Genomic DNA, 25,727 nt, shown 5'->3' with positions numbered 1-25,727 from the left:
TCTATAAACGGCTGTTAGCCGTCCTGAGCCTGTTACTACCCTTCCTCGTCGCCATGCCCGCCGAGGCTTCGGCGCCCAAGGTGCCCAGCGACACCACGATCGCGAGCTGGGGGAGCGATCGGCTCGAGACGTCCGAGCAGTACTACTTCGTCCTGCCGGACCGGTTCGCCAACGGCAACAAGGCCAACGACAAGGGCGGCCTCGGCGGCGACCGGCTGTCGACCGGCTACGACCCCACCGACAAGGGCTTCTACCACGGTGGCGACCTGCAGGGCGTGATCGACAAGCTGGACTACATCCAGGGGCTCGGCACGACCGCGATCTGGCTCGCCCCGGTCTTCAAGAACCGGCCCGTGCAGGGCAGCGGCAGCGACATCTCGGCCGGCTACCACGGGTACTGGATCACCGACTTCACCCAGGTGGACCCGCACTTCGGCACCAACGCCGACCTCAAGCGGCTGGTCAAGCTCGCGCACCAGCGGGGCATGAAGATCTACCTGGACATCATCGTCAACCACACGGCCGACGTGATCCAGTACGCCCAGAACAAATACGACTACATCGACAAGACGACCTCGCCTTATAAAGATTCATCAGGTCGCGCCTTCGAGGACCGCAATTACTCCGACGGCAAGAACGGCTTCCCTTCGGTTTCGGCGACGAACTCGTTCCCCTATACACCAGTATTTCCGAATAAATCGGACGCGGCCGTCAAGGTGCCGGGTTGGCTCAACGACCCGACGATGTACCACAATCGCGGCAACTCCACCTTCGCCGGTGAGAACAGCGAGTACGGCGACTTCTACGGCCTCGACGACCTGTGGACCGAGCGTCCCGAGGTGGTCCGCGGCATGACGAAGATCTACGCGGACTGGATCGGCGCGACCGGCATCGACGGCTACCGCCTCGACACCGTCAAGCACACCGACCTCGACTTCTGGCCGCAGTTCAGCGCCGGCATCACCGCCGCCGCCAAGAAGGCCGGCAAGGACGACTTCTTCATGTTCGGCGAGGTCTACAGCGCCGACCAGGAGATCGAGTCGACCTACGTGCGGGAGGGCGGCCTGCCGGCCACCCTCGACTTCTCCTTCCAGGAGGCGGCAAAGGGTTTCGTGACCGGCGCCGGCTCCGCGCAAGGACTTGCCGACGTGTACGCGAAGGACGCGCTCTACACCGCACGCGACACCGACGCCGACCGCCTGCCGACGTTCCTCGGCAACCACGACATGGGCCGGATCGGCTCCTTCATCGAGTCGAGCAGCGCACCTGCCGACAGCTATTTGAAGCGGGACGAGCTCGCGCACGAGTTGATGTTCCTCACCCGCGGCCAGCCGGTCGTCTACTCCGGCGACGAGCAGGGCTTCACCGGGCCGGGCGGCGACAAGGACGCCCGCCAGGACATGTTCGCCTCGAAGACGGCGGACTACCTCGACGACGACCTGATCGGCACCGACCGCACCCACGCGGTCGACAACTTCAACACCGCGCACCCGGTGTACCGCACGATCGCGTCGCTGGCCACCCTGCGCAAGGCCAATCCGGGCCTGGTCGACGGCGAGCAGATCACCCGGTACGCGGCGTCGGGGCCGGGCGTCTTCGCGGCCTCCCGGCTCGGCAAGTCCGAATACGTCGTCGCCGCCAACAGCGCGACCACCGCGCAGACCGTCACCTTCGACGTCTCGACGGCCGGCGCCTTCCGCGCCATCTACGGCGGCAGCGCCGTCATCCCGGTGCAGGGCGGCAAGATCACAGTGACCGTGCCGGCACTGTCCACCCTGGTCCTGCGAGCTGACAGCCCCCTGACCGTCCCGAGCGCCGCGCCCACGGTGACGATCACTTCGCCGGCGGCCGGGGCGCTCGTGCCCACCCGCGCGGCGATCACCGCGCAGGTGGGAGGCGGCGACCAGCGCGCCACTGTCACGCTCGCGGCCCAGGTCGGCGACGGCCCGTGGAAGCTGGTCGGCACCGCCACCCGCGCGCCGTACACGATCTACCACGACCTCGACGGGCTGGCCGGCGGCACGACCGTGCGGTACAAGGCGGTGGTGCGCGACAGCAAGGGACGCCTCGCCTCCACCACCAGCGCGATCACCGTCGGCACGCCGGTCGTCTCGACCAGCCCCGACTACGCGGTCGTGCACTACCAGCGTCCGGCCGGCGGCTACGACGACTACGGCCTCTACGTGTGGGGCGACGTCGACGACTCGATGGCGACCACCTGGCCGGCCGGGCAGCCGTTCGCCGGCGAGGACGCGTACGGGAAATTCGCCTTTGTGAAGTTGAAGCCCGGCGCCAAGAACATGGGCTTCATCGTGGTCAGCAAGGACGGGGTGAAGGATGTCGACGCCGACCGCTCGCTCGACCCGTCCAAGAACCCCGAGGTGTGGCTGAAGCAGGGTGACCCGGCCGTCTACACCAGCATGGACTCGCCGCCGCAGGACCAGAACACGGCGATCATCCACTACCGCCGGGCGGACGGCGACTACAGCGGCTGGGGGCTGCACGTCTGGGACGGCGCGGCGACCGGGACCGACTGGGGATCGCCGCTGCCGCCGGCCGCGACCGACTCCTACGGCGTCACGTTCAAGGTGCCGCTGGCGGCCGGCGCGACCGGGCTGAGCTACATCATCCACAAGGGAGACACCAAGGATCTGCCGGACGACCAGCGGCTCGACTTCGCGACGGCGGGGCGGGAGGTCTGGCTGCTCGGCGGCGTGACCGATCGGCTGCTGCCGGTGGTGAAGAAGGCCGGCGCGGGCGGCGTGATCGACCTGACCAAGGAGTCGGCGGTCTGGATCGACCGGGGGACGATCGCGTGGAAGCCCTCCGATTCCACGGACGGCAAGAAGTACGCGCTGGTCTACGCGCCCGGCGGGATCGGCGTGGCCGGCGGTGAGCTCACCGGTGACTACCGCGAGCTGCCGCTGAATGCCCGCCGGGACGGACTCACCGAAGCGCAGCGGACGAAGTTCCCGCATCTTTGGCAGTACGACGCCTTTGACGTGCCCAGTGCCGATAAATCGAAAATACTGCGCGGGCAGGTTGTCGTTACCGAGCGGGATGCCGCCGGGAAGCTGCTGTCGGCGACCGGGGTGCAGACCGCGGGCGTACTTGATGATCTGTATGCGGCTGCGACGGGCGCGACCCTCGGGCCGGTGGGGACGACGCTGTCGGTCTGGGCGCCGACGGCCCAGACCGTTGATCTTCAGCTCTACGACACGCCGGCCTCGTCGCCGTCGACCGTCGCGATGAAGCGGGACGACCGCACCGGTGTCTGGTCGGTGCGCGGCCCCTCGACGTGGAAGGGCAAGTACTACACGTATCGGGTCACGGCGTGGCAGCCGGCCGCGGGCAAGGTCGTCACCGCGTCGGCCACCGACCCGTACTCGATCGGCCTCTCGACCGACTCGAAGCTGAGCCGGATCGTCGACCTGGCCGATCCTGCGCTCGCGCCGGGCGGCTGGTCCTCCTTGCGCAAGCCGGCCGCAACGGATCCCGCCAAGATCCAGATCTCGGAATTGTCGGTGCGCGATTTCTCGATGGCCGACAGCTCGGTTCCGGCGGCCGAGCGCGGCACGTACGAGGCGTTCACCGACCCGAACACCGCGGGCATGAAACACCTTGCGGCGCTGGCGAAGGCCGGTGTCACGCACTTGCACCTGCTGCCGGTGTTCGACTTCGCGACGATCCCGGAGAACCGGGCCGACCAGCAGCAGCCGGCGTGCGATCTGGCGTCGCTGCCGCCGGACTCCGACCAGCAGCAGGCCTGTATCACCGCCGTGGCCGCGAATGACGGTTACAACTGGGGATACGACCCGCTGCACTACACGACGCCCGAGGGCGGCTACGCCGTCGATCCCGCCAACCGGACGAAAGAGTTCCGGGAGATGGTGCAGGGGGTCAACAAGTCCGGGCTGCGCGTGGTGATGGATGTCGTCTACAACCACACGTCGGCGGCGGGCACCGACCCCAAGTCGGTGCTCGACCAGATCGTGCCGGGCTACTACCAGCGGCTGCTCGCCGACGGGACGGTGGCGAACTCGACCTGCTGCGCCAACACCGCGCCGGAGAACGCGATGATGGGCAAACTGGTCGTCGACTCCATCGTGACCTGGGCGAAGGCGTACAAGGTCGACGGTTTCCGCTTCGACCTCATGGGCCACCACCCGAAGGCGAACATCCTGGCCGTGCGGGCCGCGCTCGACAAGCTGACGCTCGCCCGCGACGGCGTCGACGGCAAGAACATCTACGTGTACGGCGAGGGCTGGGACTTCGGCGAGGTGGCCGGCAACGCGCGCTTCGTCCAGGCCACGCAGGCCAACATGGCGGGCACCGGGATCGGCACCTTCAACGATCGGCTGCGCGACGCCGTTCGTGGCGGCGGGCCGTTCGACGCCAACCCGCGGCTGCAAGGCTTTGCGTCGGGTCTGTACACCGACCCGAACGGCGATGCGGCCAACGGAACGGCCGCCGAGCAGAAGGCGCGGCTGCTGCACGACCAGGATCTGATCAAGGTCGGGCTCAGCGGCAACCTCGCGTCCTACAAGTTCGTGGCGTCCTCGGGCGCCACGGTGACCGGCTCGCAGGTGGACTACAACGGGTCGCCGGCGGGATACACCGCCCAGCCGTCGGACGCGATCACCTATGTGGACGCGCACGACAACGAGATCCTGTACGACGCGCTCGCTTACAAGCTGCCGCAAGCGACGTCGGCGGCCGACCGGGCGCGGATGCAAGCCCTTGCCCTCGGCACCACCGCCCTCGGGCAGGGGGTGGGCTTCGCCGCGGCGGGCTCCGAGCGGCTGCGCTCGAAGTCGCTGGACCGCAACTCGTTCAACTCGGGTGACTGGTTCAACCAGATCATCTGGGACTGCAACGCCGGCAACGGCTTCGGGCGCGGCCTGCCGCCCGCCGCCGACAACGCCGACAAATGGCCGTATGCCCGGCCGCTGCTAGCCGACCCGTCGCTGGTACCGGGCTGCGCCGCCATCGACCAGGCCGACCAGACCTACCAGGAGCTGCTCCGCATCCGCCGCTCCTCGCCGGTCTTCGGCCTCGCGACCGCCGCCGAGGTGCAGAAGCGCCTGACGTTCCCGCTCTCCGGAACGGCCGAGACCCCGGGGGTCATCACGATGACTCTGGACGGACGGGGAATCGACCGGAACTGGAAGTCGGTGACCGTGGTCTTCAACGCCACCTCGGCGGCATCCATCCAGACCGTGGCCTCGCTGGCCGGGAAGCAGATCGCCCTGCATCCCGTCCAGCGGGCCTCGGCGGATCCGGTCGTCCGCACGGCCTCCTACGCGAAGTCGTCCGGAACGTTCACGGTCCCCGCCCGTACGGTCGCGGTGTTTGTCGAAAGCTGATCGGTGGGGCCCGGTCTGCCCAGGTAGTAGCCCTGGGCGAACCGGGCTCCCATCCGTTTCAGCAGCAGGAGCTGGTCCTCGGTCTCCACGCCCTCGGCCACCACCTTCAGCCCGAGGGTGTGCCCGAGCTGGATCACCGCGCTGACCAGCTCCTGCTGCCGCGGGTTGCCGGCCAGGCCGTCGATGAACGAGCGGTCCACCTTCAGCACGTCGACCGGGATGTCGCGCAGGTAGCCCAGCGACGAGTACCCGGTGCCGAAATCGTCGATCGCGACGCGGACGCCCAGCTCGCGCAGCTCCTCGAGCCGGGCCGACGTGACCGCGATGTCGCGCATCAGCACCGTCTCGGTCAGCTCCAGCACCAGGCAGTGCGGCGAGAGGCCGGTCGTGGCCAGCGCGTACGCCACCCGGTCGGTCAGGTCGGGCACCTCGAGGTTGGCGGCCGACAGGTTCACGCTCACCCAGGTCGGTCCCGCCTCCTGCCACTTCACCGCCGCCCGGCACGCCTCGAACAAGACCCAGCGGTCGATCTCCACGATCAGGCCGGTCTCCTCGGCGAGCGGGATGAACGCTCCCGGCTGCTGCAGCCCGCGCTCCGGGTCCTCCCAGCGCACCAGCGCCTCGAAGCCGGCGACGTTCCGGCTCGTGAGGTCGACCACCGGCTGGACGTGCAGGCGCAGCTCGCCGCGGTGCACGGCGTCGCGCAGCCGGGACTCGCTGTCCAGCCGGTCGAGCAGCTGCTCGTGCATCCGGCTCTCGAAGATCTCGTAGCAGCCCTTGCCGCGGCCCTTCGCCGCGTACATCGCCACGTCGGCGTTGCGCAGCACCTCCTCGGCGTCGCCGTAGCCGGCAACCCCCGGCACGATGCCGATGCTCACCGAGACGACGGCCTTGCGCCCCTGCACCAGGAACGGCTGGTTCAGCGCGTCGAGGCAGGCCTGGGCCAGGCCTTCGACGGTTTCCGGGTCGGCGTCCTCGAGCAGCACCGCGAACTCGTCCCCGCCGAGCCGCGCCACCGTGTCGTAGGAGCGCAGCGCCGCGACCAGCCGCTCCGCGGTCGTGCGCAGCAACTGGTCGCCGGCGTTGTGGCCGAGCGAGTCGTTGACCTTCTTGAACCCGTCGAGGTCGAGGTAGAGGACCGCGGCCTTCGCCTGCTTGGCCGCGCGGGCCCGGGTCATCGCGTGCTCGAGCCGATCCAGGAACAGCTTGCGGTTGGGCAGCCCGGTGAGCCCGTCGTGCAGCGCCTGATGGCGCAGGTCACGTTCCAGCGCGCGCTGGCGACTGACGTCGCGCAGCACGACCACCGCGCCAAGTCGCGCGCCGTCCTTGGTGATGGTGCTGATCGTGTACGCCACGCGCACTGCCGTTCCGTCCGGTCGCTGGAGGGTGCCCTCGCTCTCCTCGCCGGTCGGCAGGATCGCGGTCGCGTCCGCCCCGAGCAGCCCGTCGACTCCGAGCCCGGTGATCCGGCCGGCCGCCTCGTTGGCGAAGGTGATCCGATCCCCGGCATCCACGCCGCAGATGCCCTCGCCCGCGTTGGCCAGGATGCTGTCGGTGTACTCCTTGGCCAGGATCTCCCGCGCCGATCGGTCCAGCCGATCCGCCATGTCGTCGAAGGCGCGGCCCAGCCGCGCGATGTCGTCCCGGCCCTTGAGCGCCACCCGTCGCGAGTAGTCACCGTCCCGGATGACCTCCACCGCCCGCGTCAGCGAGGTGATCCGCCGGGTGATCGACGCCGCGATCACCGCCCCCAGCAGCACCACCAGCAGGATGCACACCAGGCCGGCCGCGACGATCGCCCGCCGCGCGGCGTCGGTGGCCGACATCATCTGGTTGTAGAGCTGCGTGTACTCGAGGATCACCGCCCCTTTGACGATGTCCGACGGCCCGGTGACCGGCACGACCACCTGCCGCAGCGGCTCCGGCGAGTCGTCGCTTACCTCCACGAACACCCGCGGCTTGCCGTCCTCGATCGTGTCGTTGACCTCGCCGCCCGCGTCCTCGGTGAAGGTCTTGCCCACCTCCTCCGGCACGGCGTCCGCGAGGATCCGCTTGAACCGGTCCACCACCACGATGTCCCGGTTCTGCATCTCGTGCAGCCGCTGGAGGTAGGAGGCCAGGGCCCCGGGGTTGTAGAACAGCGGCGCGCTGCTCTCCCCGATCCGCTCGGGCGGGAGGCCCAGGGCCACGTCCCGGGAGATACCCCGCGCCACTTGCTCCGCGGCCGTCACAGCGGCGTTGCGGGTGGCGGTCGAATTCGCGTGCAGCACAACCGCCCCGGTGACCGCCACCAGCGCCGCAGCCGCCAGAAACGCACCCAGCAGCTTGTGCCGTACGTCCATCGCCTATCCCGTCTCCCGTGAAACTGTTCGGCGGGAGACGTCACCTCATGAGCCGTCCGCCCGCGTCCGCCGATCAAGGCGAGGCGGACGGGCGGCGGCGGGGCGGATGGGCTACGGCGCGTTGGCCGGCTGCGGCTCGTGGGCCGGCGCTGCTGGGTCGAGGCGCCGGGTGCGGGGTGCGGCCGGCTCGGCGGGAGCGGCCGGGTCGGCGGGAACGGCCGGCTCGGCGGGAACGGGGGCCGCCGCCGAGCGCAGCCGGTTGGCCACCCCGAGACCGACAGCGATCAGGACCGCCGCGCCCGAGATGATGCCGACCGCCGCCGTCGGGACGTTGAAGAGCTTCAGGGCGCTGGCCAGCAGCACGATCACCAGCGCGGAGCGGACCAGCCCGGCCGGCGCGCGGGACGAGATGCGGGAGCCGATCAGGACGCCGGGGACCGAACCGACCAGGACGGCGGCGGCCAGGTCGAGCTTGAGGTCGCCGAACAGGGCGTGGCCCAGCGCGGCCGACGTGACCAGTGGAATCGCCTGGACCAGGTCGGTGCCGACCAAGTCGTTGGCGCGGAGCTTCGGATACATCGCCAGCAGCACGACGATGATCAGCGAGCCGGAGCCCACCGAGGTCAGGCCGACGATCAGGCCGCCCACAGCGCCCAGCAGGACCGTGGGCAGGGGCTTGACCTTGATCTGCGGCGCGGGCTCGGAGGAGGCGGGCCGGCGGCGCGAGGTCCACGACTTGATCAGCAGGCCGGCCGCGGCCAGGACCAGGGCGACCCCGAGGCAGATGCGGATCGTCTGCTGCACGCTCTCGTCGTCGCCCAGCATCCTCAGCAGCAGCACCCCCAGGAAGGCGGCGGGCACGCTGCCGGCGCACAGCCAGGCGACCATCGCCCAGTTCACCGTGCCGCGCCGGGCGTGGACGAAACCGCCGAACGGTTTCATCACGGCGCTGGCGGCCAGGTCGCTGGAGACCGCGGCAATCGGGGGCACGCCGAAGACGAGCACCAGGATCGGCGTCATCAGCGCGCCGCCGCCCATGCCGGTCAGGCCGACGATGATGCCGACGCCCAGTCCGGCCAGCGCCAGGGTGAGATCCATCGGGCGAGTCTCGCCGACGAACACCCACCTTGTCCACTAAATCAGTGGAGATTGTCGACTTTCCTACCAGCTGGGATGACACCCATCAGGAGGGCTATGTCGGCGCCCGGCATCGGCCTCGCGAAGTGGAAACCCTGTGCGAACCGGTACCCCATCTTGTGCAGTCGATACGCCTGGTCGGCCGTCTCGACGCCCTCGGCCACCGCGTCGATCCGCAGGCCCTCGGTGATGCCGATGAGGCCATCGACGATCACCGCCTGCGCCGAGGAGCCGGCCACGCCGTCGACGAAGCTCTTGTCGACCTTGAGGATCTTGACGGGGCAGTCGACCAGCAGGCTGAGCGACGACTGGCCGGTGCCGAAGTCGTCGAGAGCAACCCGCAGGCCCAGCGCGTGCAGCGCCCGGACGGCGTCGAGCGCCTCGCCGGTGCCCAGCACCGCGGTCTCGGTGACCTCGGCGACCAGGCGGTACGGCGTCAGGCCGGAGTCGCGCAGCAGCTCGGCCACCTCGGCCGGGAAGCCCGGCTCGCGCAGCTGGCGGGCCGAGATGTTGACGCTCACCTTCTCGGGCGCGTCGTCACCGTAGGTCAACTCCCACTCGCGAGCCTGCTTCACCACCTCGCGGAGCACCCAGCGGCCCAGCTCGACGATGTAGCCGTTGCGCTCGGCGAGCGGGATGAACACGCCGGGCGAGATCAGGCCCTGGGTGGGGTGCCGCCAGCGGATCAGCGCCTCCACCCCGGCGAGCCGGCCGTGCGGGAGCTCGACGATCGGCTGGTAGAGCAGGAACAGCTCGTCGCGGGCGATGGCCTGGCGCAGGTCGGCGGCGAGCCGGGCGTCCGCGTCCGCGATCTGGTCCATGATCGGGTCGAACCAGGTGCAGCGGCCGCCGCCGGTGGTCTTGGCGGCGTACATCGCGACGTCGGCGCGGCGGATCAGCTCCTCCGGCGTGTCGCCCTCGCGGGCGACGGTGACGCCGATGCTGACCCGGGGCGCGATGTCCTGGCCGCTGAGCGACAGCGGCTCCTGCACCCGCTCGAGCAGGTCGTTCAGGAAGATGGCCAGGCTGTCGTCATCGAGGTCGGACAACAGCAGGGTGAACTCGTCGCCGCCCTGGCGGGCCACGAAGTCGGCCGGGCGCAGGTGCGAGCGCAGGCGCGAAGTGACCGCGCGCAGCAGGGCGTCGCCCATGCCGTGGCCCATCCGGTCGTTGATCACCTTGAAGTCGTCGAGGTCGAGCAGCACGACGTGGAACCGCGCGCCGCCGGCGAGCCGCGACCGCACCTGTTCGGCGAACAGCGACCGGTTCGCGATGCCGGTGAGGGCGTCGTGGCTGATCTCGTGGTCGAGCTCGGCCTGGTACTCCTGGAGCCGGGTCAGGTTGGCGTCGACGGTCTCCAGCAGGCGCCGGTTGTCGCGCAGCGCGCTGATCTGCCGGACCACGACGAGCGCGGTGAGCGCGGCCACGCAGAGCGCGGTGCCGAGCTGCTCGACGCCGTCGTCGAACTCCTCGCCGATCAGGATGGCGCTCATCCCGGCCACCGCCAGGTAGGGCAGGACGCTGATCCGCGGCGCCATCGTGCTCGCGGTGGCCGTCGCGGCCCCGGTGCGGCGCTGCCGCTCGGCGGCGAGGACGGTGAACAGCGAGGCGAGCGGGCCGGCGATGAACGAGGCGTTGAGGTAGGGCCGCTCGGCCAGGGCGGGCGCCAGCGCGCCGCTCGACGCGGACAGCAGCACGCCGACCGAGAGCAGGTGCAGAGCGCGGCGGTCGAGCTCGCCGGCGCCCGCGAACGCCACCTTGACGATCGCGATCATGGCGATCAGGGCGAGGCCGCAGACCGCGAGCATGGCCGTGTTCTGCGAGGTCCACTGGCCGTCGACGCTCAGCCAGTAGCGCCACAGCAGGCCGCCGCTGGTGATCACGAGCACGCCCGCGTCGAGCCCGAACCGGGCCCAGTCGCCGCGGGTGCGCTGCCAGGCCGGCAGCCGCAGCAGCGCCCAGATCATCGCCAGCACCACGACGAGCAGCAGGCCCATGCTGACCGGGCTGATGTACTGCGTCGGCGCCGGGCCGGAGAGGGCGTCGTAGGCGTTGGTGACCTCGCCGACGGCGAGCGCGGCGCAGGCCAGCGCGAGCGAGCGCCAGAAACGGCGGGTTGCCGCGGCGAGATCCGGGCGCCGGGTGAGACGCCAGCACGCGTACGCGGCGAGCGCCGACAACGCGACGACCGGAGGCCAGCCGATGATCGGGTACGCCCACTCGTGCTCCCATCCGCCGAGCACCCAGAACGTCTCGAAGACGAACAGCGCGACCGCCAGAGCGGTCGCGCCGCCGGGCCGGCGGAGGAGGGAGACAGCGGACATGGTTTTCACTTCGGTGCCGCCGCGGCCCGGATGAGGAGTGCGCCGGGTGCGGTTCGGGTGCCGCACCCGATCGGTCAGACCGCCGCCGCAACCGCTTCGACGCGCACGTCCCCGAACCAGCGCCGCAGCGCCTCCCCGAGATCCCCGTCGCCCTCGACCCAAGCGACCACGCCATCGGGCCGCACGAGCATCGAGGGCCCGTCGGCCGCGACGACCCGGAGACGGCCACCGATCGAGGAGTCGCCGCCCGGGGAGTCGCCGCCGGCGGAGGGGTCGGCGGCGGAGGGGGCGGCGGAGGGGCCGGGGGCGGAGGCGCGCACGAGGACGCCGTCGCCGGCGTGGAGGTGGTCGGCGAGGCGGGTGCCGTCGGCCAGGATCAGCTCCGGGGCGCTGCGGCCGGCCAGCGGGTTCTCCGCGCCGAGGTCGTAGCGCTGGCGCAGGCCGGCGATGCTGCTCGCCAGGTAGGTCGTGCCGTCGGTGGTGACGGCCAGGTCGCTGAGGACGCCGCGCAGGGCGCGGGCGTAGGGCTCCGGCTTCATGATGGCGATCTGTGCCCGGGTCCAGTCGAGGACCCAGGCCCCGATCGGGTGCCGCTCCGCCGTGTAGGTGTCGAGCAGCCCCTCCGGCGCCCAGCCCTGGATCTCGGCCGCCAGTTTCCACCCGAGGTTCATGGCGTCGCCCATGCCCAGGTTGAGGCCCTGGCCGCCGAACGGCGAGTGCACATGAGCGGCGTCGCCGGCCAGCAGCACCCGGCCGCGGCGGTAGGTGGTGGCCTGCCGGGCGTTGTCGGTGAACCGGGTGGCGCTCACGATCCGCGAGATCTTGACGTCGACGCCGCTGGTGGCGCGGATACTCGCCTCGAGCTCGGCGGCGGTGATCGGCGCGTCGCGGTCGGCAGGCGGACCGTCGAACTCCACGGTGAGGATCCGGCCGGGGACCGGGCCGTGCACGTAGACGCCCGTGCCGGTCACGTTCCAGCCGCGCCGCAGCTCCTCGGCGCCGGTCATCTCGACGATCGCCTGGTGGCCCGTGATGATCGGGTCGGTGCCGGGGAACTCGAAGCCGGCGAGCTTGCGGACGACGCTGCGCCCGCCGTCGCACCCGACGAGCCATCGCGCTTCCACTGTCACATCGCCGAGCTCCACGCGTACGGAATCATCGGCGTGCGAAAACGCAGTGAGCGTGACCCCACGCCGGATCTCCGCGCCCAGCGCGGCCGCCCGCTCGGCGAGCAGGCGCTCGACCTCGGCCTGGCCGATCATCTGCACCCCGGCAGCGGGACTTTGCCCGCGCCAGGAGGGATCGAGGTGGTCCTCGGTGAGCCAGATGCCCCCGAAATGACCGACGAATCGCGGCATGGCCGCACCGCCGCCTCCGCCGCCCCGGAACTGCCGCATCCGCTCGAGCGCCTCCTGCTGGATCGCGCGCATGTCGGGGAGCAGGCCGCGCCGGTCGAGCGCCTCGGCAGTCGGGATGTTGATCGCGCCCGCCTTGATCGTCAGGTCCGGCTCGGCCAGCCGCTCGACCACCAGCACCCGCACGCCCCGCAGGGCCAGCTCGCTCGCCACCATGAGTCCGACCGGGCCCGCGCCCGCCACCACCACGTCGTAAGTCATGGCGTCTATTCTTGTATCCGGTCAAAGTTTTTATCAAGTATATTATTTTGCCATGACCACGCCGGGACTTCGCGAGCGCAAGAAACAGCAGGTCCGGGAGCGGATCTCGGGGATCGCCACGATGCTTTTCCTCGAGCGCGGCTTCGACGAGGTGAGCGTCGCCGAGATCGCCGAGGCGGCCGGCGTGTCCAAGATGACCGTCTTCAACTACTTCCCGCGCAAGGAGGAGCTGTTCTTCGACCGGGTGCCGCAGCTGGTCGAGATGATCACCTCGGCGGTGCGGGAGAGGGATCCGGGCGTGGCCGCCACCGACGCGCTGCGCGAGATGTGGCTGGGGCTGCTCGACGCGCGGCACCCGCTGGCCGGCATGAACGACGGGATCAGCATGTTCTGGGGGGTCGTGCTCCGTTCGACGGCGCTGCGGGCCCGGGTGCGCGAGGCGCTCGAGGAGGTCGAGGCGCTGATCGCCGCGCTGTTCGCGGAGGCGGGGGTGCCGCACCCGGAGATGACGGCGGCGCTGGTGTTGGCGGCGGTGCGGGTCCGCTACGTCGAGGCGGCGCGGCGGATCATGGGCGGCGAGCCGGCCGATTCGTTCCGGGCCGAGCAGCGGGTCCGCATCGTGGCCGCCTGGGGCGAGGCGGTCGCGGCGGCGTCCCGGGGATGACGAACCGGAGAAGGTCTGGCCACGATCGGCTTTGTTACCCGTGAGTTCCTATATATAGAACTGCATGACTGTGACTTCGAGCCGGCGCACCGTGCTGCGCCTGGCCGGCCTCACCGCCGGCGCGAGTGTCGTCGCATCCGCCGCCAACGCCCAGCCCGCCCTCGCCGCTACCGCTCTCTTCCAGCACGGGGTCGCGTCGGGCGACCCGCTGCCGGGCGGAATCCTGCTCTGGACCCGGGTCACGCCCACGCCCGAGTCGACTCCGGCCTCGGGCGCCGGGCCGGTCGTGACGGTCGACTGGCAGGTGGCCACCGACTCGTCGTTCGCCGCCGTCGTGGCCTCGGGGTCGGTGAGCACCGGTCCCGACCGGGACCACACCGTCAAGGTCGACGTCTCCGGGCTCGCTGCCGCGACCACGTACTGGTATCGCTTCGGCCTGAGCGGCAGCTGGTCGCCCACCGGCCGGACGATGACGGCGCCGGCCGCCGACGACGCGATCACGCGGCTGCGCGCCGGCGTGGTGAGCTGCGCCAACTGGGAGGCCGGCTACTTCGCCGCCTATCGGCATCTCGCGGCGCGCGGCGACCTCAACATCGTGGTCCATCTGGGTGACTACCTTTACGAGTACGGGACGGGGGAGTTCGACGCGGGCGGCACGGTCGTCCGCAAGGTCGCGCCGGCCAACGAGACGATCACGCTGGCCGACTACCGGACGCGGCACGCCCTCTACAAGACCGACCCGGATCTTCAGGGCCTGCACGCCTCGGTGCCGTGGGTGATCACCTGGGACGACCACGAGGTCGCCAACGACATGTGGAGCGGCGGCGCCGAGAACCACACGCCCGCGTCCGAGGGGGCGTTCGCCACCCGCGTGGCCGCGGCGCGGCAGGCGTACGCGGAATGGATGCCCGTGCGTCTGGCGACGGACGGCCATATCTACCGCCGGTTCCGTTACGGCAATCTCTTCGAGCTGTCCATGCTCGACCTGCGCACCTACCGCTCCCAGCAGGCCAGCGGCACCGCGAACGACGATCCCAGCCGGACCATCACCGGCGCCGAGCAGATGAGCTGGCTCGTCGACGGCCTGGTCAACTCCACCGCGGCCTGGAAGATCGTCGGCAACCCGGTGATGATCTCGCGGCTCGACGTGGGCGCCCTGCCGGCCTGGCTGCTCGGCCCGCTCGGGTCGCTGATCGGCATCCCGTCCAACGGGCTCGTGCTCAACGGCGACCAGTGGGACGGCTACAACGCCGACCGCGAGCGCCTGGTCGACACGCTCCGGGCGCACGCCACCAAAGACGTCGTCTTCATCACCGGCGACATCCACACCTCTTGGGCGAACGAGCTCACCACCAAGGACACCGGCCAGAGCAACCCGGCCGCCGCCGAGTTCGTGGTGCCGTCGGTGACCAGCGACAACATCAACGACTACCTGGGCACGAGCGCGGGCGGGCCGCTGAGCCTGCTCGCCGCCTCACTGATCAGGCTGACCAACTCGCACGTCAAGTGGGTCGAGACCGACGGGCACGGCTTCGGCGTCCTCGACATCACCACCGCGCGCTGCCGGATGGACTGGTACCACCTGGCCGACCGCACCAAGCGCGACACGGCGGCCAACTGGGTGCAGGGCTGGTCGGTCGGGCGGGGGTCGGCAAGGATCCGCAAGGAGTCCCGGCCGTAGTCGGCGCGCGGGTGCTGACGCCTTCGGCGCGGCCCTGACGCAGGCGTACGATAAACCGGTTTTGTCTGGTTTTTGCGGCGTCTCTCCGATCTGGAGAGGCGCCGCTGCCGTTGGCTGGGTCACAATCGGCTCCGGAGATCGCCATCGGGAGTCGGGAGCGCTAGTGTACGAAACAGTTTCGTTTCGCATGGCTGTCATGACGGGGGGAAAGCATGGCTGAGCAGACGACCGTCACCGCGGCCGGGCGTTCCCGCAAGCTCGACGAGGAGCGTGAGCAGGCGATCCTGCGCGCCGCCTTCGAGTTGCTCGGCGAGACGGGCTACCAGGGACTTCGCGTCGACGCCGTCGCCGCGCGGGCCCAGGCGAGCAAGGCGACGCTGTACAGGCATTGGCCCACCAAAGCCGGCCTGGTCGTCGACGCCGTCCAGTGTTGCAAGGTCCAGGATCCCCCGCCCGCCGACACCGGCAGCCTTCGCGGCGACCTGATGTCGTGGTTCGGCCAGATCGGTGTCGCGATCACCGGCACCGAGGGTCCGCTCCTGGCCGGCCTTTTCATGGCCATGCACACCGACCCCGACCTGGCCGCCGAGCTGCGCGCCATGCGGGAGTCCAAGGTGCCGTTCGCGGAAGCCATCTGCGCGCGGGCCGCCGAGCGCGGCGAGATCAGGCCCGGGTACGACGCCCGGCTGATCGACGAGATCGTGCCCGCGGTGCTGTTCATGCACTGCTTCGCCTTCGGCCAGTCGCTCGACGACACGTTCATCGCGCACATCGTCGACGACATCATCCTGCCGCTGCTCACTCGCGAGCCGCGGCCCTAGACCCCCGGTTTGGTTCGTTGCCCGCCGCTGGTGGGCGGTCTCCGCATGCCCTTTTAGGGAGATTTCTGTGTCTATTTCCACCTCCTCGTCTCAGCACGCCTCCGTAGCGCCGGATATTCCCGAAAAATCAGGATCTAGGTGGCTGGCGCTGGCGGTCATCGCCGTCTCCCAGCTGCTGATCGTGCTCGATGCCACGATTGTCAACATCGCGCTGCCCACCGCCCAGGCCGACCTGGGCATCAGCGACGCCAACCGGCAGTGGATGATCACGGCGTACACGCTGGCGTTCGGCGGCCTGCTGCTGCTCGGCGGCCGGATCGCCGACTTCACCGGCCGTAAGCGGGCGTTCATCATCGGCCTGCTCGGCTTCGCGGCGGCCTCGGCGCTGGGCGGCCTAGCCCAGAACGCGGAGACGCTCTTCGCCGCGCGGGCCCTGCAGGGCGCGTTCGGCGCGTTGATGGCGCCGGCCGCATTGTCGCTGCTCACGGTCACTTTCACCGAGGCCAAGGAGCGGGCGCGCGCCTTCGGCGTCTACGGCGCCATCGCGGGTGGCGGCGGCGCGGTCGGCTTGCTCATGGGTGGCGTCTTGACCGAGTACGCGTCGTGGCGCTGGACCCTGCTCGTCAGCACCCCCATCGCGATCGTCGCGGCGGTGGCCGCGATCCGCTTCGTCGGCGAGAGCCGCGCCGAGGGCAACACCCGTTATGACCTGCCCGGCGCGATCACTTCCACGGGTGGCCTGGTCGCCCTGGTCTACGGCTTCACGAAGGCCGCAAGCGACGGCTGGGACTCGGCCACCACGATCGGCTTCCTGATCGCGGCCGGGGTACTGCTGGTCGCCTTCGTCGTGATCGAGCTGCGCTCGTCGCACCCGCTGCTGCCGATGCGCGTGATCCTCGACCGCAACCGCGGCGGCTCATACCTCTCCGCGCTACTAGTAGGCGCCGGCATGTTCGGCGTGTTCCTGTTCCTCACCTACTACCTGCAGCTGACCCTGGGCTATTCCGCCTTGGAGACCGGCGTGGCGTTCCTGCCGTTCGCAGCCGGCATCATCCTGGGCGCCGGCTTCTCGGCCCAGATGCTCACCCGCGTGGGCCCGCGAGTCCTGATGTTCGCCGGCATGCTGCTGGCCGCGGCCGGCATGGTGCTGCTCACCCGCATCGGCCTGGACACCGGCTTCTGGACCCACGTCTTCCCCGCCGAGCTGATCATCAGCTTCGGCATGGGCGTCACCTTCGGCCCCATGTCCAACACGGCCCTGGTAGGCGTAGCCGACCACGACGCCGGCGTGGCCAGCGCCCTGATCAACACAACCCAGCAGATCGGCGGCTCCCTGGGCACGGCGCTGCTGAACACCATCTTCACCTCGGCAGTGGCCGGCTACATCGTCGACAACGCAACAGACCCATCGCAGATCCCCGCCCTGCAGGGCGCCGCGACGGTGCACGGCTACACGGTCGCCTTCTGGGTGAGCGCCGCGGTAATCGCCGTAGCGGCGGTGATCGCCCTCCTGCTGGTGAAGGCAAGCCGCGAGGAGGTCGCCTCAACAGACGCGGTTGCGGTAGCGGTCTAACCCACGAAGCAATTCTCGACGGCGCGGCCCTCCAGGGTCGCGCCGTCACCCTTTTCCCGCCGACCGAGCAAGCGATCCGGTTGGCCATTCCGTAGGGTCGCCATCCGCCGACGGGTTTGGCGTCTGCTATTGTCGGTGGAAAGGCCCAGGAATGGCACTTACGGTCGCACGGGAGGTTTGCAGGAACGCTGCGGACTGAATTGCGGAAGAATGCGGAAGGAGTTGCACGCCGAGCAATATGCGGTCGTCCGGTCAGGGCGCAGTGCGGTGCGTCGTTCGCCGAGCTGGGGCTGGGATCGATGCGGGCATTCGGCGACGACGGCGGCTGCGGCGACGGCGGCTGCGGCGGCTGCGGCGGCGACGGCGGCGACGGCGGCGATGGTTGCGGCTTCGGCGGCGACGAAGACGGCTGGTGCGCCGGCGGCTGGGGCTGCGGCGGCAAAGACAGCTGTTGCGACGGCGGCTGCGGTTGCGGCGATGGGGGAGCGGACGCTCGGGGTGCTTGCGGCGACCGCGGCGGCGTCGATGCTCGGGGCGCTTGGCTGGGCTCGGTCGTCGCTGCTGGCGTTGCGCTTGCGTCGGCGCCGTGCAGGTGGCGTAGCTTTCGGGCCTGTCGCTGGGCCAGGCCCCACGCGCGATGCCGTTCATGCACCCGGCGAAATTCCTCCGCCTCCGGAGAATAGCGGCGCGATAGGGTGCGATCACGCATTCCGGCGACTTGCGCCCTGGTGAAGAATCCCAGCTGTCCCACCCCAGAATTATCCCACCCCAGGGATTACGGCGGTAAGCGCGGAATTGCTGTCGATCATGCCAATCTTCCCGACGACGGAATGGATGTTGGCGGCCTTCGGAATAGTGGCAAAGTGCCACCGATCAGCCGGACGGGCCGCACTCGCCGCACCGGACGACTGCCGGGCCATGGCAACCCCAGCAACCACCCGCGATGCCGCCGCCGGCCGCACGCAGCCTGATCAGGCAGCCGCCGAGCCACGGCGCCACCGCAGGCAGGGCGCGAGCAGCAGGCAGGCGACGATCAGCAGGCAGGGGGCGATCAGCGGGCAGGGGGCGATCAGCGGGCAGGGGGCGCGATCAGCAGGCAGGGGCGCGATCAGCAGGCTACCGCCCACAGCGAGAACGGCGACGCCGACGGAGCGGGCGGGGGCGGCCCGCAGTCGATCTTCAGGTGGGTCATAATGATGCGCTTCGACTCGACGGGGGCCTGGCGGGAGACAAATGGCTGGGGACGAGACACCGGATCCGTTCGCGCAGTTGGCTGACTGGGCGGCCCAGACCGAGCGCCGCGAGCGGCGCAAACGGCGGTGGAGCAAGGTAGGGAGAACCGCGCCCTGGGTGCTCACCGCCGGCGTGCTGGCGGTCCTGCTCGCCCTGGCCGTGCCCAGGATGTTCTCGGCGAAGCCGGGGGTGGCCGATGACGCGTACCCGAAAGCCGTTGTCCCCAGCGGCATCACCGTGACCACGTCGGAAAGCGCAACCCCGACGGACCCCTTCGCCGGCACCCCGGCGGCCACCTATCCGAAGGGCGCCGCCGGCATCACGTTGCCGAGAGCCGCCGCCGTCACCGGCTTCAGCGCCGCCGAGGTCGACAAGGATCTCAAGCAGGTGCGGCAGGCGCTGATCGTGGGCCGGCTCGACGACATGATGCTGATCAGGCACGACCCCAAGCGGCTGATCGCCCTGCTCGCGCCCAACCAGCGGAAGCCGGCCGCGGGCTGGTTCACGAGCCGCAAGTTCAGCGGCGTCGCCACCTGGATCGACCCCTCCGTGAAGCTCGATCCGCGCGAGGATCCGCGGGTGAAGGGCCGCGTGACCTACGGCTCGGCCATGGTCGACGGCCTTCGCACGCTGCGCGTGACCACCAACTTCATTTTCGTGTACGCCTTCGCGGGCCCCGACCATCCGCTGGCCGCCGTGCACACCGAGATCGTCTGGGAGTTCCCCTCGAACAAGAGCGGCATGTGGGCCGGCGACAGCACGTCGTACTCCGCGTGGGTGGACTGCACCGCCGCCAACCGTGGCCTGCTTGCGCCCACCCGACCGGAGGCCGCCCCGCGACCTAGCGACTCCGAAGACCCGAACGCCCTGCTCGAAGCCGACCACTCCCTGGACATCAAGGACGAGTGCTGACCCGCCCGGCGATGGTCAGCAGCAGCGTGGCGATCGGCCCCTCCAGCGGGGGACCGTCACCGTGCGTCCACGCGACGTCGGTGGCGACGAGGCGGCGACCCTTCACCCGCCGTACGGATGGAAGTGGTGGGGGAAACCGCATCGTCAGCAGCCGCGTCGCCACGACGGCCGCCGCTGAAGGCGGCATCTCCCGGCGGAGGCCGAGCGGCACGGCGATGTCCTGCTCGTGAATCAGCAGGTCAGCGAGGGTTTCCAGGGGCGTGACCCCGGCGTTGTGCCGCCGCGCCGCCGCCGTCTCCCGGATCTCCGCGGTCAGCCGCGCCGGCTCCGACAGGGCTTTGCGCCGGGCGGCGTCGGCGGTGAGGCGATCCATCCCGCCGCCTCGCCAGCGCAGGAGCATCGCGAGCTCGTCACGCACCGTCATCTGCTGCAAAGTCAGGTGGGCGGCGACGTCCCGCACGGTCCAGCCGGCGCACAACGACGGCCGCGCCCAGTCGGCCGGCGCGAGCTCGTCGAGCAGCCCGGCCACCGACAGCCGCCGGGCGTGGATGACCTGCCAGATCTCGTCCTCGGTCATGCCCGCACCCCCGCCCCTAGAACGGTTGTCACCAGCGTCGTGATCTGCGCGGTGGGGTCGAACGCGGGATCCGGCACCGCCAGCTCGTGCAGCACCACCCCGGTCCAGTGGTTCATGATGATCGGCGCGTCGCGCGGCGGGTCGGCCGATCCGGCCAGGCGCAGCCAGGCCATGAACCAGTCGTTGACGCCGGCGCCGGTCTCCAGCAGCTGGGCCCGCAGCCCGGGCGCCGTCCCCGCCTCGACGAGGATCGCGTAGCGGGCCAGCGTGAGCTCCCGATGCTCGCCGGTCGCGGCGTGCGCCATCTCGACCAGCGCCGCCGCCAGCTCGGCGGGGCTGGTGGGCCGCAACCGGCCGGCGATGGCTTCGGCGTTCGCCCGCTCGCGCTCGGCGAAGCGGACGACGACCGCGTTGAGCAGCGCGTCTCTCGTACGGAAATGGTTGGACGTGGTGCCGGCGGGCGCGCCCGCCGCCGTGTCGACCCGCCGGTGGGTGAGCCCGTGCATGCCGGACTCGCCGAGCACGGCGATGGCCGCGTCAAGAAGCTCCAGTCGCCTCATGCCGCGAGCGTACTACGATCGTAGTGGAGATCACTACCATCGTAGTAAAATTCAGTCGGCCAGGGCGGGCTCGGCGGCGGTGATGGCGTTGTCGGCCGAGCGGGGGATCACCATCGACAGGCCGAAGATGACGATCGCGACCAGCACGATGCCGACGAAAATCCGGTGCACCGCCGTGGTCAGCGTGGCCGGGTCGACCGGACCGGCGCCGATCGTGGCGTTGGCGATCGCGCCGAAGACCGCGACGCCGACGGCGCTGCCCAGCGACCGCAGGAAGATGTTGCTGGCGGTCACGACGCCGCGCTCGGCCCACCCCACGCTCGACTGGGCCGCGATCAGCGTGGGCGACGCGGTCAGGCCCATGCCGAGGCCGATCACCAGGCAGATCGCGGCCACGGTGACCACGGCCGAGTCGACGTCCAGCACCAGGAGCAGCAGGCTGCCGACCGTGATCAGGGCGGTGCCGATGGCGGCGCACCAGCGGAAGCCGAGGGTCAGGAAGATGCGCCCGGCCTGGCTCGCCGCCACCGGCCAGCCCAGGGTCAGCGTGGCCAGGGCGAAACCGGCCACCAGCGGCCCGGTGCCGAGGGCGTCCTGAGCGTAGGTGGGGATGTACGAGCTCAGGCCGTAGAGGATCGCGCCGATGCCGACCGAGATCAGGCCGCTGGAGACCAGCAGGCGTCGCCGGAAGACCCACAACGGCAGGACCGGCGCCGGCGCGGTGCGCTCGACCAGGACGAAGCCGGCCAGCGAGGCGAACCCGATGCCGAGGATGGCGATGCTCGCGGGGGAGTCCCACGGCCAGGCCTGGCCGCCCTCGAGCGCGCCGAGGATGACCGACGCCAGGCCCAGCGCGAGCAGTCCGGCGCCCTTGTAGTCGATCACCGGGTGGCCGCGCTCGACCCGCTCGTGGAAGCCGCGGCCGATCATCACGGCGGCCAGCAGGCACAGCGGGATGTTGACGAAGAAGATCCAGCGCCACGAGACGTACTCGCTGAAGATGCCGCCGAGCGCGGGGCCGACGACCGAGGCGATGCCCCAGACGCTGGCCACGTAGCCCTGGACCTTGGCGCGCTCGCGGACGTTGTAGAGGTCGCCGACGATCGTGATGGTGGTCGGCAGGATCGCGCCCGCGCCGAGGCCCTGCACGACCCGGAAGGCGATCAGCGGCCAGATCGACCAGGCGACCCCGCACATGATCGAGCCGAGCAGGAAGAGGCCGATGCCCCAGAGGATGACCGGCTTGCGGCCGAACAGGTCGTTGAGCTTGCCGTAGATCGGGACCGAGACCGCCTGGGCGAGCAGGTAGATCGAGAACAGCCAGGGGAACTCGGCGAAGCCGCCGATGTCGTCGACGATCGAGGGCACCGCGGTCGCGATGATCGTCGCGTCGATGGCGACCAGAGCGGTGGAAAGCATGACGGCGGCGAGGACGGGACCGCGTTCGGACCGCAGTCCGATGGAGTTACCTGGCACGTGAAGCCAAGCTACCCACAATCCTGTGCCTTCCGCCAATCTCCAAAAATACGGATAAAATGGTCAACCGTGGCCCTGGTCGTCGTCGCGGAGGACAACTCCGACCACCAGCGGGTGATCGCCGAGGTCGTCCGGCGGCTCGGGCACGACGTCTTCGTGGTCGACGACGGTGAGCAGGGCCTGGAAGCGGTCCGCCGGCGCCGTCCCGCCCTGCTCATCGCCGACGTCGACATGCCCCGCATGAACGGCCTGGAGCTCTGCGCGGCCGTGCGCAACGAGACCCCGGTGGTGCTGATCACGGCGTACCTGCTGCCGGGCGACCCGCGGCTCGCCTCCAGCGGCGCGGTGGGCGTGATCGGCAAGCCGTTCAGCGTGCCCGCGCTGAGCGAGGCCCTGCGCGGCCATCTCGCCGCGCTCAAGCCGCCGCCCGACTGCCGGGCCATGTTCGACGCCGTGCTGGACTGCCTCGACACCGGCGTGATCGCCTTCGACGCCCGCGGCCGGATGCTGCTGGTCAACCGGGCCATGCGCGAGGCCCTGGGCCTGGGCGAGCCCGGCACCCCGCTCAGCGCGGTGGGCCGGCAGGTCGGGGTGCGCCTGGCCGACGGCAGCCCGCTGCCCGAGGAGCAATGGCCGGTGACGGTGGCCCTTCGCGGCGAGCACGTCGACCAGGTCGATCTGCTGGCGAACGACCCGCACGGCCGGGTCCGCTGCTACACCGTCAACGCCCGGCCGGTGCGGAATGCGAACGGCGAGATCGTCGCCGCGGTCAGCGCCGCGCACGACGTCACCGACCGGCACCGCACCCAGCAGTACGAGCAGTGCAAGGACCAGGTCCTCGAGGCGCTGGCCACCGATCCCGACTCGCCCGACACCGGCGACCGGATCCTGGCCGCGATCGGCACCACGATGGGCTGGGCCTACATGCGGCTGTGGCTGGTCGACGAGGTGACCGACCTGCTGCGCCCGGCCGCCGTGTACGCCGCGCCGGGCGAGCTCGCACCGCCGCTGCCGACCAGCTTCGCGCGCGGCGACGGCCTGGCCGGGAAGTGCTGGGAGAACGGCGAGCTGATCTGGGTGCCGGACATCCACGCCCCGGGCGCGCCGATCCTGCCGCAGGTCCTGAAGGTCGTCGACTACCAGTCGGCGGGCGCCGTCCCGGTCCGCAGCGGCGACCGGGTCGTCGGCGCGATCACCTTCTGTTCCCGGGCGCGGCAGGAACCGGACCCGGCGCTCGGCGTGCTGCTGACCGCCATCGCCGCGGCGACCGGCACGTTCCTCGAGCACCGCCGGGCCGAGATCCTCTCCCGGCACCTGGCGGCCGCGACCGACGAATACATGGCCCTGGCCGGGCACGAGCTGCGCACCCCGCTCACGTCGATCGGCTCCTACGTCGACCTGATCGCCGAGACCACCGACGACACGCCGTTCGGCGAGGTCCGCGACCTGTTCGAGGTGGTGCACCGCAACAGCTCCCGGCTGCGCGAGCTGATCGACAAGCTCCTCGACGTGGCGGCGCTGGAGTCCGGCCACATCCCGCTCGCCGACGGGCCGGTCGAGCTGGCCGAGCTGGTCGGCGAGGCGCTGCGGGCGGCGCCGGCCGAGCGGGGCATCACCGTCGAGACCGCCCGGCTCGACCGGGTCACCGTGCCGGGCGACCGCGACCGCCTGCGGCAGGTGGTGGACGCGCTGCTCAGCAACGCGATCAAGTTCAGCCCGCCGGGGTCGGCGGTGACGGTGTCGGTCACCGACCAGGAGCTCACCGCGGTGCTCACCGTCGCCGACACCGGCGTCGGCATCCCGGCCGCCGAGCAGGCCAAGCTGTTCCGGCGGCTGCACCGCGGCGGCAACGCCCGGCACACCGGCATCCCCGGCTCGGGGCTGGGCCTGGCCCTGTGCCGGGTGGTGGTCGAGCGGCACCGCGGCAACATCGCCCTCACCTCGCGCGAGTCCACCGGCACGACCGTGACGGTCCGCCTACCTAAGTAGATCGGACGCGGCGAGCGCGAGCCACAGCTGGACGCGGTCGGCCGTGCGGGCCAGCGAGCGGCCGGTGAGCCGCTCGATCTGCTCGATGCGGTAGCGGACCGTGTTGCGGTGCACGATCAGCCGGGTCGCCACCTCGGCCACCGAGCCGTCCGCGTCCAGATAGGCGCGCAGGGTCGCGACCAGCGAGCCCGAGTGCGCGGCGTCGAAGTCGTGCAGCGGCCGCAGCAGCTCCTGGGCCAGGTCGCGCAGCGGCACGTCCTCGCTGGCCACGAGCAGGCCGGAGAGGCTCATCTGCTCGCGCTCGTTGATGCCGGGCCCGCGGTTCATCGCCTCGTGCGCCTCGTAGTAGCTCCAGCGCAGGCCGGTCGTGCCCGCGTACCAGCCGCCGATGCCGACCCGCACGTCCGACCCGTGCCGGCTCAGGTAGTCCTGCAACAGCAGGGCGGCCTCCCGGGTGGACTGGCCCGGCTCCAGCACCGCGATCAGGCAGTCCTCCAGCACCGCGGTGGTCGCGCCGGTCATCGGCGGGCTCGCCACCAGGCGCTTGCGCGGGTCGCCGAGCTTGCCGGCGGTGGCGACCATCAGCGCGTGCTCGTCGTCGGCGCGGATCCCGAACGGGGACAGGCGTCGCTCGGCCTCGGCGCCACCGATCGTGCCGCGTACGAGATCCTCCAGAACTTGACCCGCCAGCCGGCGCTTGCCCGCCAATTCCGCCTGGCGGCGGGCCAGTTCCAGACCCACAAGGGAGACGGCATAGGGCAACACATCCGCTGAGCGTCGGGGCCTGCGGCAGCACAGGTACGCGACCACGCTGTCCTCCACGCTGACCGGCACCGCCATCGGCGTGTCCCCCGACGCGCCGGACCGCGCGGCGAACAGGATCTGCTCGACCGGCCACGCCGCGCTGGCCGGGGCGGTCGCGAGCACCCGCCCGTACACGTCGACGACCATCGCCGGGGCGCCGAGGATCTGGTGCAGCGACCCGATCAACGCGCCCAGCCCGCGGCCGGACAGCAGCGCCCGGGCGAGCGTGTCGTGCTCGTCGAGCAGGTCGGCGAAGCGGCCGTACTGCTCCTCGAGGACCCGGTCGGCGACGAACCGGTCGACCGCGATGAACGGCGTCGAGTACGGGATCTCCAGCACCGGCAGCCGGCGCTCGCGGGCCTCGGCGAGGGTGGCCGCCGGGATCCGGTCGTGGGTCAGCCCGATGCCGAAGCCCAGCCCGACCGCGCGTCCACCGGCCACACGCGACACGAACTGCCGCTGGGTGGCCTCCTCCAGCTGGCTCAGCCCGGTGGTCAGCACCAGCTCGCCGCCGGAGAGGAACGGCCGCGGGTCGGCCAGCTCGGTGACCGCGCACCAGCGGACCGTCTGGTTGAGCGCCGCCGCGTCGCCGTCGGCCAGCCGCAGGCTCAGGTCGGGGTCGGCGAGCACGTCGGCGAGGCGCAGGGTCACC

At 70.8% G+C, this 25,727-nt stretch carries 16 protein-coding genes; 7 read left to right on the top strand and 9 right to left on the bottom strand.

Annotation, left to right across the window (positions count from 1 at the left end; all coding sequences use genetic code 11):
• The first annotated feature begins 53 nt into the window (after window positions 1-53).
• Window positions 54-5,366 (top strand): pullulanase-type alpha-1,6-glucosidase, encoded by a 5,313-nt coding sequence (gene pulA / locus ACQPZX_RS35705; RefSeq protein ID WP_433385602.1) that lies wholly within the window; start codon window positions 54-56, stop codon window positions 5,364-5,366.
• Here pulA and ACQPZX_RS35700 read toward each other — a convergent pair.
• The 4 genes from ACQPZX_RS35700 to ACQPZX_RS35685 form a co-directional block, all read right to left on the bottom strand.
• A complete protein-coding gene (locus ACQPZX_RS35700) occupies window positions 5,300-7,708 on the bottom strand; it encodes a bifunctional diguanylate cyclase/phosphodiesterase (RefSeq protein WP_433365366.1) in 2,409 nt (802 codons plus the stop codon). The genes pulA and ACQPZX_RS35700 overlap by 67 nt on opposite strands.
• Window positions 7,709-7,819: 111 nt before the next feature.
• A complete protein-coding gene (locus tag ACQPZX_RS35695) occupies window positions 7,820-8,806 on the bottom strand; it encodes a sulfite exporter TauE/SafE family protein (RefSeq protein WP_433365362.1) in 987 nt (328 codons plus the stop codon).
• A gap of 41 nt (window positions 8,807-8,847) precedes the next feature.
• On the bottom strand, window positions 8,848-11,169 hold the full coding sequence (locus tag ACQPZX_RS35690; RefSeq protein WP_433365359.1) for a putative bifunctional diguanylate cyclase/phosphodiesterase: 2,322 nt from the start codon (window positions 11,167-11,169) through the stop codon (window positions 8,848-8,850).
• Between the two features lie 74 nt (window positions 11,170-11,243).
• The gene (locus ACQPZX_RS35685) at window positions 11,244-12,785 is read right to left on the bottom strand and encodes an FAD-dependent monooxygenase (RefSeq protein WP_433365356.1); all 1,542 of its coding nucleotides are present in this window, start codon (window positions 12,783-12,785) and stop codon (window positions 11,244-11,246) included.
• Between the two features lie 52 nt (window positions 12,786-12,837).
• Between ACQPZX_RS35685 and ACQPZX_RS35680 the strand changes: the two genes are divergently transcribed.
• The 4 genes from ACQPZX_RS35680 to ACQPZX_RS35665 all read left to right on the top strand — a co-directional run bounded on the left by ACQPZX_RS35680 (window position 12,838) and on the right by ACQPZX_RS35665 (window position 17,524).
• A complete protein-coding gene (locus ACQPZX_RS35680; protein ID WP_433365354.1) occupies window positions 12,838-13,449 on the top strand; it encodes a TetR/AcrR family transcriptional regulator in 612 nt (203 codons plus the stop codon).
• 64 nt (window positions 13,450-13,513) lie between these two features.
• Complete coding sequence (locus ACQPZX_RS35675) at window positions 13,514-15,130, top strand: alkaline phosphatase D family protein (RefSeq protein ID WP_433365351.1); 1,617 nt, start codon at window positions 13,514-13,516, stop codon at window positions 15,128-15,130.
• Window positions 15,131-15,342: 212 nt separating this feature from the next.
• Window positions 15,343-15,951, top strand: coding sequence for a TetR/AcrR family transcriptional regulator (locus ACQPZX_RS35670; protein ID WP_433365348.1), 609 nt, complete (start codon window positions 15,343-15,345; stop codon window positions 15,949-15,951).
• A gap of 67 nt (window positions 15,952-16,018) precedes the next feature.
• The gene (locus tag ACQPZX_RS35665; protein WP_433365345.1) at window positions 16,019-17,524 is read left to right on the top strand and encodes an MFS transporter; all 1,506 of its coding nucleotides are present in this window, start codon (window positions 16,019-16,021) and stop codon (window positions 17,522-17,524) included.
• Between the two features lie 971 nt (window positions 17,525-18,495).
• Here the strand turns inward: ACQPZX_RS35665 and ACQPZX_RS35660 are convergent.
• Complete coding sequence (locus tag ACQPZX_RS35660; protein ID WP_433365342.1) at window positions 18,496-18,651, bottom strand: hypothetical protein; 156 nt, start codon at window positions 18,649-18,651, stop codon at window positions 18,496-18,498.
• A 106-nt stretch (window positions 18,652-18,757) separates the two neighbouring features.
• Between ACQPZX_RS35660 and ACQPZX_RS35655 the strand changes: the two genes are divergently transcribed.
• Window positions 18,758-19,669 carry a hypothetical protein gene (locus tag ACQPZX_RS35655; RefSeq protein WP_433365339.1) on the top strand — a complete coding sequence of 304 codons (912 nt, stop codon included), beginning with the start codon at window positions 18,758-18,760 and terminating at the stop codon, window positions 19,667-19,669.
• On the opposite strand, the gene ACQPZX_RS35650 is transcribed toward ACQPZX_RS35655, so the two are convergent.
• The 3 genes from ACQPZX_RS35650 to ACQPZX_RS35640 are packed head-to-tail and all read right to left on the bottom strand — an operon-like array spanning window position 19,653 to window position 22,282.
• Entirely contained in the window at window positions 19,653-20,246 is a 594-nt protein-coding gene (locus ACQPZX_RS35650; RefSeq protein WP_433365336.1) for a maleylpyruvate isomerase family mycothiol-dependent enzyme, read from the bottom strand. The two genes, ACQPZX_RS35655 and ACQPZX_RS35650, sit on opposite strands and share 17 nt — an antisense overlap.
• Window positions 20,243-20,806 carry a TetR/AcrR family transcriptional regulator gene (locus ACQPZX_RS35645; RefSeq protein ID WP_433365333.1) on the bottom strand — a complete coding sequence of 188 codons (564 nt, stop codon included), beginning with the start codon at window positions 20,804-20,806 and terminating at the stop codon, window positions 20,243-20,245. Before ACQPZX_RS35645 ends, ACQPZX_RS35650 begins: the two co-directional genes overlap by 4 nt.
• A 51-nt stretch (window positions 20,807-20,857) precedes the next feature.
• Entirely contained in the window at window positions 20,858-22,282 is a 1,425-nt protein-coding gene (locus ACQPZX_RS35640) for an MFS transporter (protein ID WP_433365330.1), read from the bottom strand.
• Between the two features lie 69 nt (window positions 22,283-22,351).
• Between ACQPZX_RS35640 and ACQPZX_RS35635 the strand changes: the two genes are divergently transcribed.
• On the top strand, window positions 22,352-24,271 hold the full coding sequence (locus ACQPZX_RS35635; protein ID WP_433365327.1) for an ATP-binding protein: 1,920 nt from the start codon (window positions 22,352-22,354) through the stop codon (window positions 24,269-24,271).
• On the opposite strand, the gene ACQPZX_RS35630 is transcribed toward ACQPZX_RS35635, so the two are convergent.
• Window positions 24,260-25,726, bottom strand: a complete 1,467-nt coding sequence (locus ACQPZX_RS35630; protein ID WP_433365324.1) for a PucR family transcriptional regulator — start codon at window positions 25,724-25,726, stop codon at window positions 24,260-24,262. The genes ACQPZX_RS35635 and ACQPZX_RS35630 overlap by 12 nt on opposite strands.
• Window position 25,727 lies beyond the last annotated feature (1 nt).

This window comes from Actinoplanes sp. CA-142083 (assembly GCF_050942195.1).
In the GTDB taxonomy this organism is placed as follows: domain Bacteria; phylum Actinomycetota; class Actinomycetes; order Mycobacteriales; family Micromonosporaceae; genus Actinoplanes.
Note: the sequence above shows the minus strand (reverse complement) of the source record. Positions and strands in the feature narration are given on the sequence as shown.